A 15,835-nucleotide genomic window follows, 5' to 3' on the forward strand; every position below is an offset into this window, starting at 1 on the left:
CTTGGTCAAGCAGATTACAGTCGGGAGATGTGCGGCGAACGCAAGTCGCCACCGAGGCAGCCGTTAACCCCGGCGGCCACTCATAAGTCGTCCCATGGCTAGGCTCATCGGAGCCATGCGCAGACGGGCGACACCTGCATGTGCAAGCTTCTCAACCATGCCGCTGACCTAAGGCAGCCAGACGCAAAAATCCACCTTTAAAATGGCCATGTCGAAATATTGCGTGCGCTTCGCCTGAGGAAACGGGCAGTTGCCACGCAACAAAAACATCGCTTCGGCAGATTTCAAGGAACAACCATCCTCGCCTCTGTCGAATGTCGGACCTTTATCCCGCATTGCAACATGATCGGGCCACAGCCATGCTCGGGCCGTTTAGGCCGCGTTTTGCGTCTCGCTCCACATGTCCAGATCGGTTTCCTGTCCGATCAGGGCCAGACCGGAAGCGATGGATTCGAACTCGCTGCCGCTTTCGATGCGTTCCTCGCTAAAGCGGTCCACAAACATGCGGCGCACCGCAGGCACAAAGGACGTGCCGCCGGTCAGGAAGACGCGATCAATACCCTCGGGAGCCATCCCTGCCCGTTCCAGCGCAAGGTCCACCGCCCCTTCGATCTGGGCCAGTTCGGGGGCGATCCAGCCCTCGAAGGTGTCACGGCTGACGGTGTGGCGGATATCGACATCGCCCTGTGCGAAGACGAACTCCGCCTCGTCCTGTGACGACAGGGCGATCTTGAGCGCCGAGACGGACTGGTACAGGGCATAGCCGTAGTTTTCGTCCAGCACCTCGACCAGACGTTCCATCTTTTCCGGCTCGTCGGCATTACGGACCAGACCGCGAATGTCCTTCATGTCGCGCGAGGCCCGCAGCAGGGCCAGCTGCTCCCATTTGGCAAAGGCGGTGAAATAGCGCTGCGGCACCGGCAGGGTCTTGCCCATAGCCGTATAGGTCGTGCCCTTGCCCAGTTCCGGCGACACCAGATTGTCGATGATGCGATAGTCAAACGCATCGCCCGCAATGCCGACACCGGCGCGGCCCAGCGGCGTGGAGCGCAGGCCATCAAGCGTTGGCTCGAACCGGATGATGGAAAAGTCGCTGGTACCGCCGCCGAAGTCGGCCACCAGAACGGTCGCGGCCTTTTCCAATGAGCGGGCAAAATAGAAGGCCGCACCAACGGGTTCATAGGCATAGCGGATATCGCCAAAGCCCAGTTGCGTGAACGCCGCCTGATAGCGCTCCAGCGCCAGCGGCTCGTTGGGATTGCCGCCCGCAAAGGTGACGGGGCGGCCCACGATCACGCGCGGCGGCAGGTTTTGCAGCGCCTCGCCCGCATGTTGGCGCACCTGCTCCATGAACACGGCCAGCAGGTCTTCAAACCTGTAGCGGCGACCGTCGATGACGGTTTCGCTGAAGGCAGCACTGGCGGCAAAGTTTTTGAACGACTGGATAAAGCGCGTATCCAGCGGATCTTCCAGATAGGTTTCGACGGCCCATGGCCCTGCCGAGATGATGCGTTCGGGTGCCGATCCGTCGGCGGCGGGGATGATCTGGAAGCCCAGCGCCGAGCGGAAACCCGACAGACCACCGGCTGGCCCTTGCAGCGTCACCACCTGCGCCTCCTGCCCCGGTAGGCTGAGCGCCATCACCGTATTGGTGGTGCCAAAGTCGATACCCAGAGTAGCGATGGGGGCGGCAGCAGAAGAAACAGTCACGCGGCGGACTTTCAGGTCAGGCATTGATCGGGGGGCGCTCCCCCTAGCGCAAATCACGCCGCGATGCGCTCTTTTTCCACATCGGCATGCCAAAAGTCACACGCGAAAAAGGCCGCCCCTTGCGGAGCGGCCTTTCGCGTTTTCAGCGGTCAGTCTTTCGACCTACTGCTTGTAGACATTGCCTGCGCGCATGACGAATTTGACGTCACGCAGGGTGGCCACGTCCTGCAACGGGTCACCGTCAACGGCGATGATGTCGGCATTATAGCCTGCCGTGATACGGCCGATCTCGTCTTGCAGACCAAAGTGGTCGGCCGCATTGATGGTGGCGGTACGGATGGCTTCGATCGGAGTCAGACCGGCTTGGACCAGCAGCACGAACTCACGGGCATTGTCGCCGTGCGGGCCAACGCCGTTGTCGGTGCCGAACGCGATCTTCACACCGGCGGCGTGGGCGCGGCGCGCCATGTCCAGCATCAGCGGACCGGCTTCCAGCGACTTCTTACGCTGGTTGGCGGTGAAGAAGGTGCCCGGACGCTGGGCTTCGCGGGCCACAAAGTCACCGGCCAGCAAGGTCGGGACCAGATAGCCGCCATTGGCCTTCAGCATGCGGATGCCTTCATTGTCGAGGAAGGTGCCGTGCTCGATCGAGTCACCACCGGCGCGCAGGAAGCTGTTGATACCGTCCGTGCCGTGGGCGTGGGCGGTGACGCGACGGCCCATGAAGTGGGCGGTCTCGACAATGGCTTCCAGCTCACCTTGCGAGAACTGCTGGTTCAGGCCTGCACCGGTATCGGACAGAACGCCGCCGGTCGCCGTGATCTTGATGACATCAGCGCCCGAACGCACGCGCTCGCGCACGGCACGGCGGCAGTCGTCCGGCCCCGAGCAGACGCCCGTGGTACGCATCAGCGGCACCATGGATTCCGGCACGCCATTGGCATCGCCGTGGCCGCCATGCGGGGTCACCGTACCGGCCGAGGCCAGAATGCGCGGGCCGACAATACGGCCTTGGGCCACAGCATTACGCAGGCCGACAACCGCGTCGGCATTACCGCCCAGATCGGCCACCGTGGTAAAACCGGCCTCCAGCGTGATCTTGGCATATTGTGCGCCGCGCAGAGCCGCATCGGCAGAGGTGCTGGTAAAGCGGCTGGCGCGGTCGCCATCGCCTTGCTGGCCACCGAGGTGGACGTGGCTGTCGATGAAGCCCGGCAGGACGAACTTGTCCGACAGGTCCACAACCGTACCTTCACCCACGAAGCCGTCGCGGATTTCCTTGACCTTGCCATCCTCGATCACCAGCGTCTGGCGCTCGGTCACGCGGCCGGTGGCCGGATCGGCCAGTACGCGACCGGCATGGATATAGGACACGTTCTGGGCCGCAGCAGCGCTGGCCGAAGCCATCAGTACGGCCGCCAGACCAAAGGCCCAGCTCTTCTTCAGGTTCAGTTTCATACTTCCTCCTCCGCGGTGCGAATGGCACCGCCCCCTAAACGGATACTCTAGACTTTCACGGCGCACTCAACCCCGCCGGAATACGGAAAATCGGGCCGGAGACAGTTTGCGTCTCCGGCCTGAAACGGATCAGAACTTCTTGGTGACGGCCAGCGAATAATAGCGGCCCAAGGTGTCATAGTTCTGGGCATCATAGGTGCCGCGCACATCACCGACCTGAGGCGGAGCCTCGTTGAACAGGTTGGTCACGGTAAAGCGCACAGACGTTTCCCATGGCAGATCGACACGGGCATTCAGGTCGAAGACGTCATAGGCATCCACACCGCGCGTCGTGCTGTTGGGCGACGTCACGCGGGCCGAGTTCATCATCTCCGACATGTGCCTCCAGCGCAGGCCGACATTCCAGCTGTCACGCGAATAGGTAAAGCTGGTGGACGCCTTCCATTCGGGGTGGGCCTGTCCTGCATTGGCCTCGATGGCCGTGCCCCATGTACCGGCATAGTCAAAGGTCGGCGCACCCGGCAGGGCCTGGATTTCGAAGCTGTCCAGATAGCTGATCGCCGTGCCGATGCTGATGCTGCCCGCCTGTGCCAGACCCACATCGGCCAGATGCAGACGCCAGTCCAGTTGGACATCGATACCGGTCACATTGAACTGGCCCAGATTCAACAAAGGCTGGCTGGGATTGACCATGTAGCCGTCATTGGTGTTGCGGTCCTGCAAGGTGCAGTAATAGTTGTTCGGATCGAAGTTCGGGTTGTTGCCGCCGTCATTGAAGCAATAACGGATGCCATTGCCGACGCCCAAGGTGCCGACCGCATCGGCGACCTTGATCTGGTACCAGTCAATCGATGCCGAGATATTGCTCAACCACGGCGAGTGGAAAGTCGGCTGAAGAACAGTACCGAACGAATAGGTATCGGCGGTTTCTTCTTCCAGATCGGGGTTGCCGCCGGTTAGGGCAAACACTTGTGCGGCCCCGAACTGGTAGCTGTCGATCAGAGCGGCGGGCACGCCCAGCGCGACGCACAGATCGGCGACCTTCTGGCCGTTCGGTCCCTGACGGAAGCTGGAGCGGACATCGCAGGGATCGCCATTGGTATTGGCCGCTGACGGGTTGCCGATATCCACGGTCGCCGCCGAGATGGGCGAGTACAGCTCACCGACGCTGGGCGCACGTACGGCGCGGTTATAGCCGCCGCGAATACGCACAATGTCGTTGATCTGCCAGTTCACATCGGCCTTGTAGGCATGGACCCCGCCCACCGAGCTATAGTCCGAGAAGCGATAGCCCAGATCCATTTCCAGCGACTGGATGAAGGGCAGGTCCTTCAGCAGCGGCACGAGGAATTCGGCAAACACCTCGGTGCTGTCCACATTGCCCGAAGAGGCGCGAAGCTCGCTATAGCCAAGGATGTCGCTGGTGCCGTCCGGCTGGTCGAGGGCCGCATCAGGACGGAAGTCGAAATGGTTGTAGCGATAGCCGACACCGGCGGCGAAACGCACCTCGCCCGCCGGAAGCTCGAACAGCCCGCCCTGCACCGAGGCCTCGGCCATGCGCTGGGTCAGCTCGTTGGTGTTAGTGGTGCCGCGCACCATATAGTTCACGCATTCGGCCGACGGGTTGTGGTTACCGAACGGATTGAAACCGCCCGCACAGAATTCCGAACCGCCGGTCGGGCTGTACAGCAGTCGCGAGATCGCCGAGCGGCTGACACCACCGGACTGCTTGTTCTCGAAATCGGCCTTGGACACGCTGGCATAGGCTTCCCACGTCCAGTCCTTATAGCCGACCTGTCCGGTCAGGCCGCCAATGAACTGCGAGACGTTATAGGCATAGGATTGCAGGCGCTCGCCGGCGAAATCCAGGTCCTTCCACAGAGCGAAATCAGCCGTCGGGTTCGGGCGCGAGGCCAGAATGTGGGCGAATTCGTTGCTGATATACGGGTTGGTGACCGGTGCCGACAGCGCATAGGCCAGACCGGCCAACGTCGGGTTGAAGGTCCCCTCGGACTCATAGCTGGTCAGCGATCCCTGCAGGTAGAAATCGATGGTCGGCGTGAGCTGGTAATCCACGCGCGAGAACAGCGAATAGCGCTCGTTTTCGTTCTGGACCCGACCCTTGTTCCATCCCCACAGCATGTTGGTGCCTGCGGCATTCAGGAAGTGGTTGTCCGTTTCCGGGTCCTTGAAGTTCATGACCGGCGATGCGCCGCCCAGATTGAACAGGCTGTCGTCGCCGGTATTGAAACCGATCTGGCCGTTATAGAAGCCGCCCGCGCCCAGCACAGGGTCCAGACCATAATCGCCGACAAAGACGTCATTGACGGCATCCAGCGTCGGGCGGTTGCTGCCAAACCAGGCGGCACCTTGGGAAATGATCGCCGTATTGGATTGACGGTTGCGGGTGAAATAATAGTCGCGCTTGTTCTGATAGGCGACGTCGCGCATCGAATAGTCGAGCGAGATCACGGCGCGACCGCGATCATCGGCAAAACGGTCGCCCGCGGTTACGGACAGGCGGAAGCTTTCGCCGTCTCCGTAATCACTGATGCCGTATTGCGAGGCGACGGTGACGCCTTGAATGTCGCGCTTGAGGATGAAGTTCACCACGCCCGCAGTCGCATCCGAGCCATAGGCCGTCGAGGCCCCGCCGGTGATGACCTCGACATTGCCGATCAGGGCTTCGGGGATGATGTTCAGATCCACCGAACCGTCAGGGTTCGACGGTTGCAGGCGCTTGCCGTCCAGCAGCAACAGGGTGCGCTTGGAGCCAAGGCCGCGAAGGCTGGCATAGGCTTGACCGCCGTTCAGCGAGGTCGAGGAGGACCCTGCCGTGCTCTGGCCCATCGAGCCGGAAAATTGCGGCATCTGGGTCAGGGCTTTTTCGACCGTGACCTGACCGGTGTTCTCGATGGTCTCCGAGCTGACCGAGGTCAGCGGGCTGTTCGACGAATAGTCACGGCGGGCAATGCGCGAGCCGGTCACGACGATGTCGCTGACCTGTGCCACCTGATCCTCGCCCTCTAGCGGCGCTTCCTGTGCGAAGGCGGCCCCCGCAGACAGTGCGGCATAGGCACAGGCCCCGGCCAGCAAGACACGACGGGCCTTGCGACCTGAATGAATTTGTTCCCCGAGGCGCATGCGCGTCTCCCCCTCAGCCCTACTGACAACAACAATCCCTCGGCACAGAATCTCCAAAAAATTCCGCGCCGTGATCAAAAATACTTATTCAGAGAACGACGAATGGCAAATGGAAAATGGAAAATGATTTCCGTAAAATTGCTCTTTATATAAATTTATACTCGTTTTTCCCGATTTTAGTTTCATTGGAAACATAATATTTCAACATCTCGCAAAAGTTGTGTTTGCGAAGAATATTCCCAAAAGGGTCCAAAAATGACCCTTTCCGGTAGAAATCTCCAATGACGACACCCGGCTTCACGCGAAAATTCGGCAACCGGCCTTGCCTCACAAGGCCTCCGTGTCGCGCTTGGCTCTTGCGAAGGTGCCTCTCTCGGCAGATGATCCGCCCCTCTCCCCGAACCTTTTTTCAAAGCGTCCGATGACCGAAATCCCTTCACCGCAAGACCCTTCGTCACCTTCCGCTCCGGCGCGTGTGGAGGGACTGATTGATCTGCTGACGGTCGAAACGCTGGACACGGACCTTTATCGCGGCATCCCGCTGCCCGGTGGCAAGGGGCGCGTTTATGGGGGGCAGGTGGTCGCGCAGGCACTGCAAGCGGCCCAGATGACCGTCGAGGGACGTCGCTGTCACTCGCTGCATTGCTATTTCATGCGCCCCGGCGAAGAGGGCAGACCGATCATCTTCCGCGTCGCGCGCGACCATGACGGACGCACCTTTGCCACCCGCCGCGTGATTGCCTCGCAAAACGGCGAGCCGATCCTGAACATGTTGCTGTCGTTTCAGGTGCCCGAGGACGGTTTCGAGCATCAGGACACCATGCCCGATGTGACCCCGCCCGAGGAATTGGTCAGCGAAGCGGAGCTGTGGCGTGCCAATGCCGAGCTGATCCCTGCCCCCCTGCGCGAGCATTTGCTGCGCCCGCGCCCGCTGGAATTCCGCCACGTCTATACGCGCAATCCGCTGGCCCCGTTTGCGACCGAGCCGCGCCATGCCTCATGGTTCCGCACCGTGGCCCCGATCGGTGATGACGAAAGCCTGCACCGCGCCGTTCTGGCCTATGCCTCGGACATGACCCTGCTCAGCACCTGCGGCCTGCCCCACGCCATCAGCTATTTCGACAAACAGTTCCAGATTGCCAGCCTCGACCACGCCATCTGGTTCCACGAACCCTTCCGTGCCGATGACTGGCTGCTCTACGTCACCGACAGCCCGTCAGCCTCCGGCGCACGCGGCTTTAATCGCGGCCAGATCTTCAGCCGCGACGGCAAACTGGTCGCCAGCGTCACCCAGGAAGGCCTGATCCGCCAACGCAAACCCAAAGCTTGAATCGACACTCTTTCGATAATCAAGACCCATTGATCGTTCGTGTCAGCTTTGGCGCGTCCTCTCGCGACAAGGCCACTATATAGCCTTGTTTTCGGCTTCACTTGTGCCCAGCTAAATACCTCTTGAGGCTATTTCAGCCGATAATTGGACTCACCCACTCATCATTGCCTAAAATTACTTTCTGTTTATTTTCAAATGACTATTAATTATTTAATCAATCAATCAGTTTTTTTGCATCGGTAACGTCAAATCGTTTGACAAAAAATCTGACATAACCTCAATCTCCCCTCAATAACAAAAACACTTGAGGAGGGATCAAATGAGGTACTCGAACTGGCTGAAATGCGGGGTCGTTATGGCGACCGTTCTCGCCACCCCCGCCATGGCATCGACCGATGCCGCTCAGGACACCACACAAGAACAAGCTGCGCAGGTCTCGGACATCGTCGTCACCGCCCAGCGCCGTGAACAACGCCTGCAGGAAGTGCCGCTCGCCGTCAGCGCCTTCAGCATGGAATCGCTGCAAGACAGCAAGGTCGAAAGCCTGACCAGCCTCGACGGCAAGATCCCGAACGTCGTACTGGCCCCCGTCGGTGCGTATCCGTTCGCCAGCGCCTTCTTCATCCGCGGCCTCGGTTTTGCCGATGTTGAATCCAGCTTCGAGCCGTCGGTCGGCGTCGAACTGGACGGCGTATACCTGTCGCGTAACGTCGGTGCCGTTCAGGACTTCTTCGATGTTGGCGGCGTCACCATCCTGCGTGGTCCGCAAGGCACGCTGTATGGCCGTAACACCATCGGCGGCGTTGTCAGCGTCCAGTCGCGTCGTCCGACCTTCGACTTTGGCGCGCGCGGGCAGCTAACCTTCGGCTCCAATGGCCGTCAGGAACTGCGTGCAGGCGTAGAGGGTGGTCTGATCGACGACACGCTCGCTGGCAAGTTCTCGTTCCTCGCCAAGACCTATGACGGTTACGTCAAGAATTTCGACGGTCGCGATATGGGCGCTCAGGACGTCATGTCCATGCGTGGCGCCCTGTTGTGGACCCCGACAGCCAATTTCGACGCAACCCTGATCATTGATTACACCAAGGACGAGGGCACCGGCCCGGGCACCGAGAATGCCAGCCTGCCGGGTATGATCCTGCCCGGTTTCGGCCAGCCTGCCGATGCCGATGGCGATCCCTTCCTGACCCACATCGGTGACGACGTCTTCTCCAATCTGGAAGCGCTGGGCATTACGCTGAATGCGAACTGGGATCTGGGTGCCGTCAAGCTGACCTCCATCACCGGCTATCGTAGCACGGACACCAATGTCCTGAGCGATTTCGACTCGACCCCTCTCGCCTTCATGACCGTCCACCGCGACGAGACCCATGAGCAGTTCAGCCAGGAACTACGCCTCAGCTCGACCGCAGAAGGCCCGCTGAACTACGTCGTCGGTGCCTATTACATGACGCAGGAATACGAAATCGGCACTGGTCAATTCGGTCTGGTCTTCGGAGCACCAGATCCCGTTACCGGCGCTCCGGCCGGTTCGACCATCTATACGAACCAAAAGGCTGACTCCTGGGCGCTCTTCGGTCAGGCTGATTACGAGATCATCCCGAACCTGACGCTGACGGCCGGTGGCCGTTACAGCAAGGAAGAGAAGACCTTCACCACCCAGCCTCTGTTCTTCCCGAACGCGAGAACCTTCGACGCCAGCTTCGATGATTTCTCGCCCAAGTTCGGCATCAGCTACAAGTGGTCCGACACCCTGATGACCTTCGCCCAGTATTCGCGCGGCTTCCGTGCGGGCGGGTTCAATGGTCGCGCCGGATCGTTCGAAGCTGTGGGACCTTACGATTCCGAAACCGTGGATTCGTTCGAAATCGGCGTGAAGAGCGAACTGCTCGATCGTCGCCTGCGCCTGAACGCATCAGTATTCACCAGTGAATACAAAGATATGCAGCAAAGCGTTCAGCAGCTTATCCCGGGCACCAACATCAACCAGACCCTGGTTGCCAACGTCGGCAGCGCGAGCATCACCGGCTTCGAAGCCGAAGCATCAGCCCTGCTGACCGACGCCCTCACCCTTACCGCTACGGTTGGTTATCTGGATGCCGCCTTCGACGAGTTCACTGCTGATCTGGGTGACGGTCTGGGCCTGATCGACCGCAGCAACCTGCCGATGACCTATGCCCCCGAGTGGAGCAACAGCGTCACACTTAACTACAAGAAGTCGTACGATTTCGGTCAGGTCACAGCGCAAGCCAGTGCCCGCTATGCGAGCGATATGTACACCAGCTTCAACGCCCTCAATGCACTATCCGACTTTGCCGTACGCAAAGCCAACACCATCATTGATGGCAGCGTTGCACTGGAACTGCCGGATGGCCGCTGGCGTGTCAGCCTGTGGGGCAAAAACCTGACGGATGAAGTGATCATCAACAACACCTTTGGTGTCGGGCCTCTGCTGGCAGCACGTGTCTACCAGCCACCGCGCGAAATCGGTGTGGACCTGAGCTTCACCTTCTAAGCCGATTCAGACCGGTCCCCCACGGGGCCGGTCTTTTCGTTACCCAATTTCGAGTTCCCTATGACAACTTCCGCAGAACTTATCGGGCGCGCCAGAGAGCTGCTGCCTGTGATCAAATCGCGCGCGGCAGCAACCGAAGCCCTGCGCCGTCCGCATGATGACAATATGCGCGACCTGATCGATGCCGGCCTGATCCAGATGCTTATCCCTAGGCGTTGGGGCGGCGCGGAATCGGACATTCAGACGATGTTTGAAGTCGTCGATATTATCGCACAGGGCTGCGTCTCCACAGCGTGGATTGCCTCCTTCTATATCGGCCACAACCTCTATGCCGCCAAACTTCACCCGACGGCGCAGGAAGTAATTCTGAAGGCGCGCGGCTTTGTCATGCTGCCCGCGGCAACCGCCCCCACCATGAAAACCGAAAAAGTCGAAGGTGGCTGGCGTATCTCGGGCAGATCGCCTTGGGGTTCGGGCATTATGCATGCCGACTGGGTCATGGTTTCAGGCCTGACGCCTGAGAAAACGCCGCGCAGTTTCGTCATGCCGATCTCGTCGGTCAACGTTGACGATGTCTGGCATTTCACAGGCATGGCAGGTACCGGCTCCAACGACATCATCGTCGATAATGTTTTCGTTCCCGATCACATGTCGCTGGACGGCGTAGACCTGCGTAATGGTCGCACTGAAGGCTCGTCGGGTTACGAAAACCCGATGTACAGCGTGCCGCTGGTGCCGATGGCCTATGCCACAATTATTCCGGTTCTGACCGGCGGCCTGAAGGGTGCTCTGTCAGCCTTCGAGGAGATTGTGGACCGCCGCGTCCGCAACTTCTCGGGCACCGTGGTCAAGGACCAGCAGCACACCCACATCGTATTGGGCGAGATGAAGGTCGCGACACAGGCTGTCGACATTCTCGGCCGCGCCCAGATTGCCCGCACCGAAGCCCTGATCCAGACCGGCTACACCATGGAAGACCGTATCAGCCTCAAGGGCTCGGCAGGCTACCTCGCCCATACGGGGCGCAAGGCGGTCGAGAACATGATGACCAATGCCGGTTCCTCCAACTACCACCACGACCAGCCTCTGCAGCGCTTCTGGCGCGATCTGGCGACGGTCACATCGCATGCCTTCTGGGACTGGGACATCTGCCGCGAGCAGGTGGGCCGTAGCCATTTCGGCCTGCCCGTCAACCACCCGATCGTCTGATGCCACAGGACCTGTCCTTGAACCCAGAGAAATCACCCATGCAGCTCATACCCGTCACGACCGGCCTGCAATTCCCCGAAGGCCCGATCGCCATGGCCGATGGTTCGGTCATTCTGGTCGAAATCCGCCGCAAAACCCTGAGCCGTGTGACCCCCGACGGCACGGTCAGCGTCGTTGCCGATCTGGGTGGTGGCCCGAACGGGGCCGCTATCGGTCCGGATGGCCGTGCCTATGTGTGCAATAATGGCGGGCTTGGCTGGATCGATCTGGACGGCGGCGTCATGGTTCCGCATGGTGCCGCGGCCGATTATGCCGGTGGCTGTATTCAAGCCGTCGATCTGGAAACCGGCGCGGTCGAGATCCTCTATACCGAGTGTGACGGACGCCCCTTGAGCGCCCCCAACGATATCGTTTTCGACAGCCAAGGCGGCTTCTGGTTCACCGATCTAGGCAAGGAAAACGACGCCACCCGCGATTATGGCGCGCTCTATTACGCCAAGACCGATGGCAGCTTCATCTCCCGCCAACGCGATCGCCTGTCATGGCCGAACGGCTGTGGCCTGTCGCCCGACGGCCAGACCCTCTATGTCGCCGAAACATGGACCGGTCGTCTGTGGGCCTATGACATCCTCGAAGCGGGCGTTCTGAAAGCTCCCGAAGTGTCCTACATGCCGGGTCGCCTGATCCTGACCCTACCCGGATATCAGCCATTCGACAGTCTTGCTATCCAGCAGGATGGCGATGTCTGCGTTGCCACCGGCGTCAATGGCCGCATCACGATCATCGCGCCCAATGGCGACCAGAAGGACGTGCCGGTTCCGGACTTCATCACCACCAATATCTGTTTTGGTGGTGCCGATATGAAGGATGCCTGGATCACGGCTTCTTCGACCGGAATTCTCTACAAGACGCGCTGGGAAACTGCGGGTCTAAAACTGGCTTTCAACGGATAACCCATGAGCGATGCAAACCTCTCCGGCGAAGCCGCAATCCGCGAGCTGGCCGACCGCTTCATCAGCGCCATCGAGCAGGGCGATATCGACACCGTAAGGGCCTGCTACGATCCTGACGTCGTCGTCTGGCTCAATACGGTTGGCGCTGGTGTGGACCGGCAGGCCAATCTAGACGTTCTGAAGGGTTTTGTCGGCAAGACCTCGGAGCGCCGCTATCTGAACCGCCGCGTTCAGGTATTTGCCGGTGGCTATGTGCAACAACACCTGCTCAATGCGGTGCATGTCAAAGGCCCCGTCCTCGAGCTTGCTGCCACCCTCGTCTGCCGTGTCGAGAATGGCCGGATCACCCGTCTGGACGAGTATTTCGATTCAAAACCACTGACCGATTGGGCCACGCAGATTTCACAATGCCCATGATCTCCATCCTACCCCCGTACAGTTCAGGAGGTCCCCGATGACATCCCCAACCGATACCCCTGTCGCCACCGGCAAGAACAGTTCACGCTATGCGATCTATGTCGTTCTGGTCCTGATGCTGGCCTATATGCTGTCCTTCATGGATCGCGTTCTGATCAGTTTGATGATCGACCCGATCCGTGCGGACCTTGGTCTTGGCGACACACAGGTCGGCCTTCTGGTCGGCTTTGGTTTTGTGCTGCTCTATTCGATCATGGGCATCCCCTTCGGCGCGATGGCCGATAGCGGCAACCGCCGCAACCTGATCATCTTCGGGGTTTTGGGTTGGAGCGCCGCCACAGCCGTCAGCGGTTTTGCTGCCGGTTTCATGACGCTTTTGGCCGCACGCGCCATGGTGGGTATCGGCGAGGCGACCCTATCGCCTGCCGCCTATTCCACCATTGCCGACCGTTTCGAGAAGAAGCGGCTGGGCTTTGCCGTCAGCCTCTACAATATGGGCGTGTCGCTGGGTGGCGGCGTGGCCATGCTGTTTGGCGGTATGCTGGTGGGCTGGGCCATGAAGACCTCGGTGCCGTTGCCGTGGGGTGAGTTGACCGGCTGGCGCCTGGCCTTTGTGGCTGTGGGCCTTCTGGGTATTCCGCTGGCCATCCTGATGGGCCTTACCGTGCGCGAAGCCCCGCGCCGTCGCGGCAATGTCAAAGCCCCGCCGCTGAGCGCCGTATTCGAGCTGGCCAAGAGCCACAAACTGGCCTTTGGCGGTGTCATCATCGGCTATTCCATTCTGGTGATTGCGGCCTACGGGGCCATGCTGTGGGCTCCGGCCCACTTTGCCCGCGCCCATGCCATGCCGCCCGCCCAACTGGGTCTGGCTTTCGGCATCATCATCGGCGTGTTCGGCACCATTGGTCTGGCCATTGGTGGTGTTCTGTCCGACCGCTCGGCCAAGAAAGGCCACGCCGATGCGCCGGTGCGTATCGTTCTGGGCGCAGCCATCATCCAGTTCCCGCTGCTGCTAGGCGGCTATCTGGTCAACGACACCAATATTGCGCTGGTGCTGATCGCTGCCGGTATGGCCACCGTCTCGACCATTGGCGGCCTTCAAGCCGGTACGCTGCAAATCCTGACGCCCGCATCGATGCGCGGCCGTATGACCGCCATCTATCTGCTGGTCGCCAATATGGCCGGTATGGGTCTTGGCCCGCTGATCACCGGCTATATCAGCGAGCATTTCTTTGAAGGCCCAAGCAGCCTCGGCAAGGCTCTGGCCGTTGTGACGGCTGTGTCTCTGGTTGTCGGCGTTGGCGTGATCCTGATCGCACGCAAGGCCATCATTGCCGCCGTCCATGACAATGACCGCAAGGAAGCGGCGGCTGCGGCTCTGATCCAAAACTAGGTCCAAAGCCTCAACAACAAAAACCCCCGCCGGAGCGATCCGGCGGGGGTTTTCTTATAGAACTCAGCCTGCGGCCTGTTCCCAGTATTTATCGCGGATCAACCGCTTATAGAGCTTGCCCGTATCGTGGCGCGGCAACTCTGCCATGAAATCATACTGGCGCGGCACCTTGATCCCCGACAGGGCCGTGCGCGCCCAGGCCTGAAGCTCTGCCGCAAAATCGTCATTGGCATCATCCCAGTTTGCGGGCTGGACCACCGCCACCACGCGCTCGCCCATCTCGGGGCATGGCGCACCGATGACTGCCACATCTGCCACCTTGGGATGTCCGATCAGATGGTTCTCGATCTCCTGCGGATAGATGTTCACTCCGCCTGAAATGATCATGAAGCTCTTGCGGTCGGTCAGGAACAGATAGCCGTCTTCATCCAGTCGCCCGATATCGCCCAGCGTGGTCCAGCCCTTGTCGTGATAGGCACCCGCCGTCTTTTCAGGGGCGTTGTGATATTCGAACGGGTGATCGCCCTCGAAATAGACATTGCCGATCTCGTTGGCGGCCAGTTCAACACCGTCATCATCGCAGATATGCACGACGCAAAAGTTCGCCTTGCCCACCGAGCCGGGCTTTTTCAGCCATTCGTGCGAGTTGATAATGGTCATGCCATTGCCCTCGGTGCCTGCGTAATATTCCACGAGTATGGGGCCGAACCAGTCGATCATCGCCTTTTTGACCGGCACAGGGCACGGGGCCGAGGCATGGATGGCCAGTTTCAGGCTCGAAACATCATATTTGGCGCGCACTTCATCGGGCAGTTTCAGCATACGGATGAAATGGGTCGGCACCCATTGGCTGTGCGTCACGCGATAGTGGTCGATGGCGGCCAGAGCGGCTTCGGCATCGTATTTTTCCATCACCACGACCGTGCCGCCCAGATGCTGGATCGCCATCGACCAGCGCAGCGGGGCCGCATGATAGAGCGGTGCCGGACACAGATAGACGCTGTCCTCATTGGCTTCGAAGCGGGTCTTGGCCACCACAGTCGTCATCGGCATGGCGGTGATATCGCCATTGGCGGGCAGTTCGGGACGGATGCCCTTGGGACGCCCTGTTGTACCCGACGAATACAGCATTTCGCCGCCCGCAATCTCGTCGGCGATACGCTCCGCAGGCATGGCGGAGGTCGCCTCTTCCCACGACCTGAAGCCCTCGACGGCACCGCCAATGGTGAACAAGCACAGGTCCGAAAGTTTCGAAGCCAGACTGCCGGTATTTTCCAGATTGGCACCGGCCACAACCACCTTCGCGCCGCTGTCGCGGGCGATGTATTCCACCTCTTCCAGCGTCAGGCGCGACGACAGAGCGACAAAATACAGGCCCGAACGCTGGGCCGCCCAAGCCACCGAAAAATAGGCTGGAATATTGGGCAGATAGGCCGCGACCGCATCGCCTGCCTTCAGCCCCAGCGAGCGGAACAGCTGCGCCGCGCGATTGCTGTCGGCCTCCAGCTCGCCAAAGGTCAGGCGCTCACCGCTACCTGCCATTATGACCGCAGGCTTGTCGGGGGTGAGACGGGCATAATGACTGGGATGCATGGTCAGGCTCTACTTTTGGCAAACGGTGAACAGATCGACCGCGCAAGGAAGAGGCTCAAGCCGGATCAACAGGCCCGAGCCTCAAGCCCGACCACCATCGATCCCCTTGATCG

Annotated in this window: 10 protein-coding genes; 6 read left to right on the top strand and 4 right to left on the bottom strand. The window is 60.2% G+C overall.

The window, feature by feature from the left end; all coding sequences use genetic code 11:
• Positions 1 to 372: 372 nt before the first annotated feature.
• The 3 genes from FHS64_RS00200 to FHS64_RS00210 form a co-directional block, all read right to left on the bottom strand.
• Entirely contained in the window at positions 373 to 1,734 is a 1,362-nt protein-coding gene (locus tag FHS64_RS00200) for an Hsp70 family protein (protein WP_167173943.1), read from the bottom strand.
• 138 nt (positions 1,735 to 1,872) lie between these two features.
• Positions 1,873 to 3,168 (bottom strand): metal-dependent hydrolase family protein, encoded by a 1,296-nt coding sequence (locus FHS64_RS00205; protein WP_167173946.1) that lies wholly within the window; start codon positions 3,166 to 3,168, stop codon positions 1,873 to 1,875.
• A gap of 129 nt (positions 3,169 to 3,297) precedes the next feature.
• A complete protein-coding gene (locus tag FHS64_RS00210; RefSeq protein ID WP_167173949.1) occupies positions 3,298 to 6,312 on the bottom strand; it encodes a TonB-dependent receptor domain-containing protein in 3,015 nt (1,004 codons plus the stop codon).
• A 421-nt stretch (positions 6,313 to 6,733) separates the two neighbouring features.
• Between FHS64_RS00210 and FHS64_RS00215 the strand changes: the two genes are divergently transcribed.
• The 6 genes from FHS64_RS00215 to FHS64_RS00240 all read left to right on the top strand — a co-directional run bounded on the left by FHS64_RS00215 (position 6,734) and on the right by FHS64_RS00240 (position 14,129).
• Positions 6,734 to 7,642, top strand: a complete 909-nt coding sequence (locus tag FHS64_RS00215; RefSeq protein WP_167173952.1) for an acyl-CoA thioesterase — start codon at positions 6,734 to 6,736, stop codon at positions 7,640 to 7,642.
• 319 nt (positions 7,643 to 7,961) lie between these two features.
• Complete coding sequence (locus FHS64_RS00220) at positions 7,962 to 10,157, top strand: TonB-dependent receptor (protein WP_167173955.1); 2,196 nt, start codon at positions 7,962 to 7,964, stop codon at positions 10,155 to 10,157.
• A 60-nt stretch (positions 10,158 to 10,217) separates the two neighbouring features.
• Positions 10,218 to 11,366, top strand: a complete 1,149-nt coding sequence (locus FHS64_RS00225; RefSeq protein ID WP_167173957.1) for an acyl-CoA dehydrogenase family protein — start codon at positions 10,218 to 10,220, stop codon at positions 11,364 to 11,366.
• A gap of 38 nt (positions 11,367 to 11,404) precedes the next feature.
• On the top strand, positions 11,405 to 12,319 hold the full coding sequence (locus FHS64_RS00230; RefSeq protein WP_167173960.1) for an SMP-30/gluconolactonase/LRE family protein: 915 nt from the start codon (positions 11,405 to 11,407) through the stop codon (positions 12,317 to 12,319).
• A gap of 3 nt (positions 12,320 to 12,322) precedes the next feature.
• On the top strand, positions 12,323 to 12,736 hold the full coding sequence (locus FHS64_RS00235) for a nuclear transport factor 2 family protein (RefSeq protein ID WP_167173963.1): 414 nt from the start codon (positions 12,323 to 12,325) through the stop codon (positions 12,734 to 12,736).
• 37 nt (positions 12,737 to 12,773) lie between these two features.
• Complete coding sequence (locus FHS64_RS00240; RefSeq protein ID WP_167173966.1) at positions 12,774 to 14,129, top strand: spinster family MFS transporter; 1,356 nt, start codon at positions 12,774 to 12,776, stop codon at positions 14,127 to 14,129.
• Positions 14,130 to 14,192: 63 nt separating this feature from the next.
• Here the strand turns inward: FHS64_RS00240 and FHS64_RS00245 are convergent, their stop codons facing one another.
• A complete protein-coding gene (locus FHS64_RS00245; protein ID WP_167173969.1) occupies positions 14,193 to 15,722 on the bottom strand; it encodes an acyl-CoA synthetase in 1,530 nt (509 codons plus the stop codon).
• Positions 15,723 to 15,835: the final 113 nt, after the last annotated feature.

This window comes from Brevundimonas terrae (genome assembly GCF_011761985.1).
Taxonomy (GTDB): Bacteria; Pseudomonadota; Alphaproteobacteria; order Caulobacterales; family Caulobacteraceae; genus Brevundimonas; species Brevundimonas terrae.

Excerpts from the sequence above, each read along its gene's own strand:
- FHS64_RS00200 (WP_167173943.1), bottom strand. The coding sequence starts at position 1,734 with ATGCCTGACCTGAAAGTCCGCCGCGTGACTGTTTCTTCTGCTGCCGCC.
- FHS64_RS00225 (WP_167173957.1), top strand. The coding sequence starts at position 10,218 with ATGACAACTTCCGCAGAACTTATCGGGCGCGCCAGAGAGCTGCTGCCT.
- FHS64_RS00240 (WP_167173966.1), top strand. The coding sequence starts at position 12,774 with ATGACATCCCCAACCGATACCCCTGTCGCCACCGGCAAGAACAGTTCA.
- FHS64_RS00215 (WP_167173952.1), top strand. The coding sequence starts at position 6,734 with ATGACCGAAATCCCTTCACCGCAAGACCCTTCGTCACCTTCCGCTCCG.
- FHS64_RS00235 (WP_167173963.1), top strand. The coding sequence starts at position 12,323 with ATGAGCGATGCAAACCTCTCCGGCGAAGCCGCAATCCGCGAGCTGGCC.
- FHS64_RS00210 (WP_167173949.1), bottom strand. The coding sequence starts at position 6,312 with ATGCGCCTCGGGGAACAAATTCATTCAGGTCGCAAGGCCCGTCGTGTC.
- FHS64_RS00245 (WP_167173969.1), bottom strand. The coding sequence starts at position 15,722 with ATGCATCCCAGTCATTATGCCCGTCTCACCCCCGACAAGCCTGCGGTC.
- FHS64_RS00205 (WP_167173946.1), bottom strand. The coding sequence starts at position 3,168 with ATGAAACTGAACCTGAAGAAGAGCTGGGCCTTTGGTCTGGCGGCCGTA.
- FHS64_RS00220 (WP_167173955.1), top strand. The coding sequence starts at position 7,962 with ATGAGGTACTCGAACTGGCTGAAATGCGGGGTCGTTATGGCGACCGTT.
- FHS64_RS00230 (WP_167173960.1), top strand. The coding sequence starts at position 11,405 with ATGCAGCTCATACCCGTCACGACCGGCCTGCAATTCCCCGAAGGCCCG.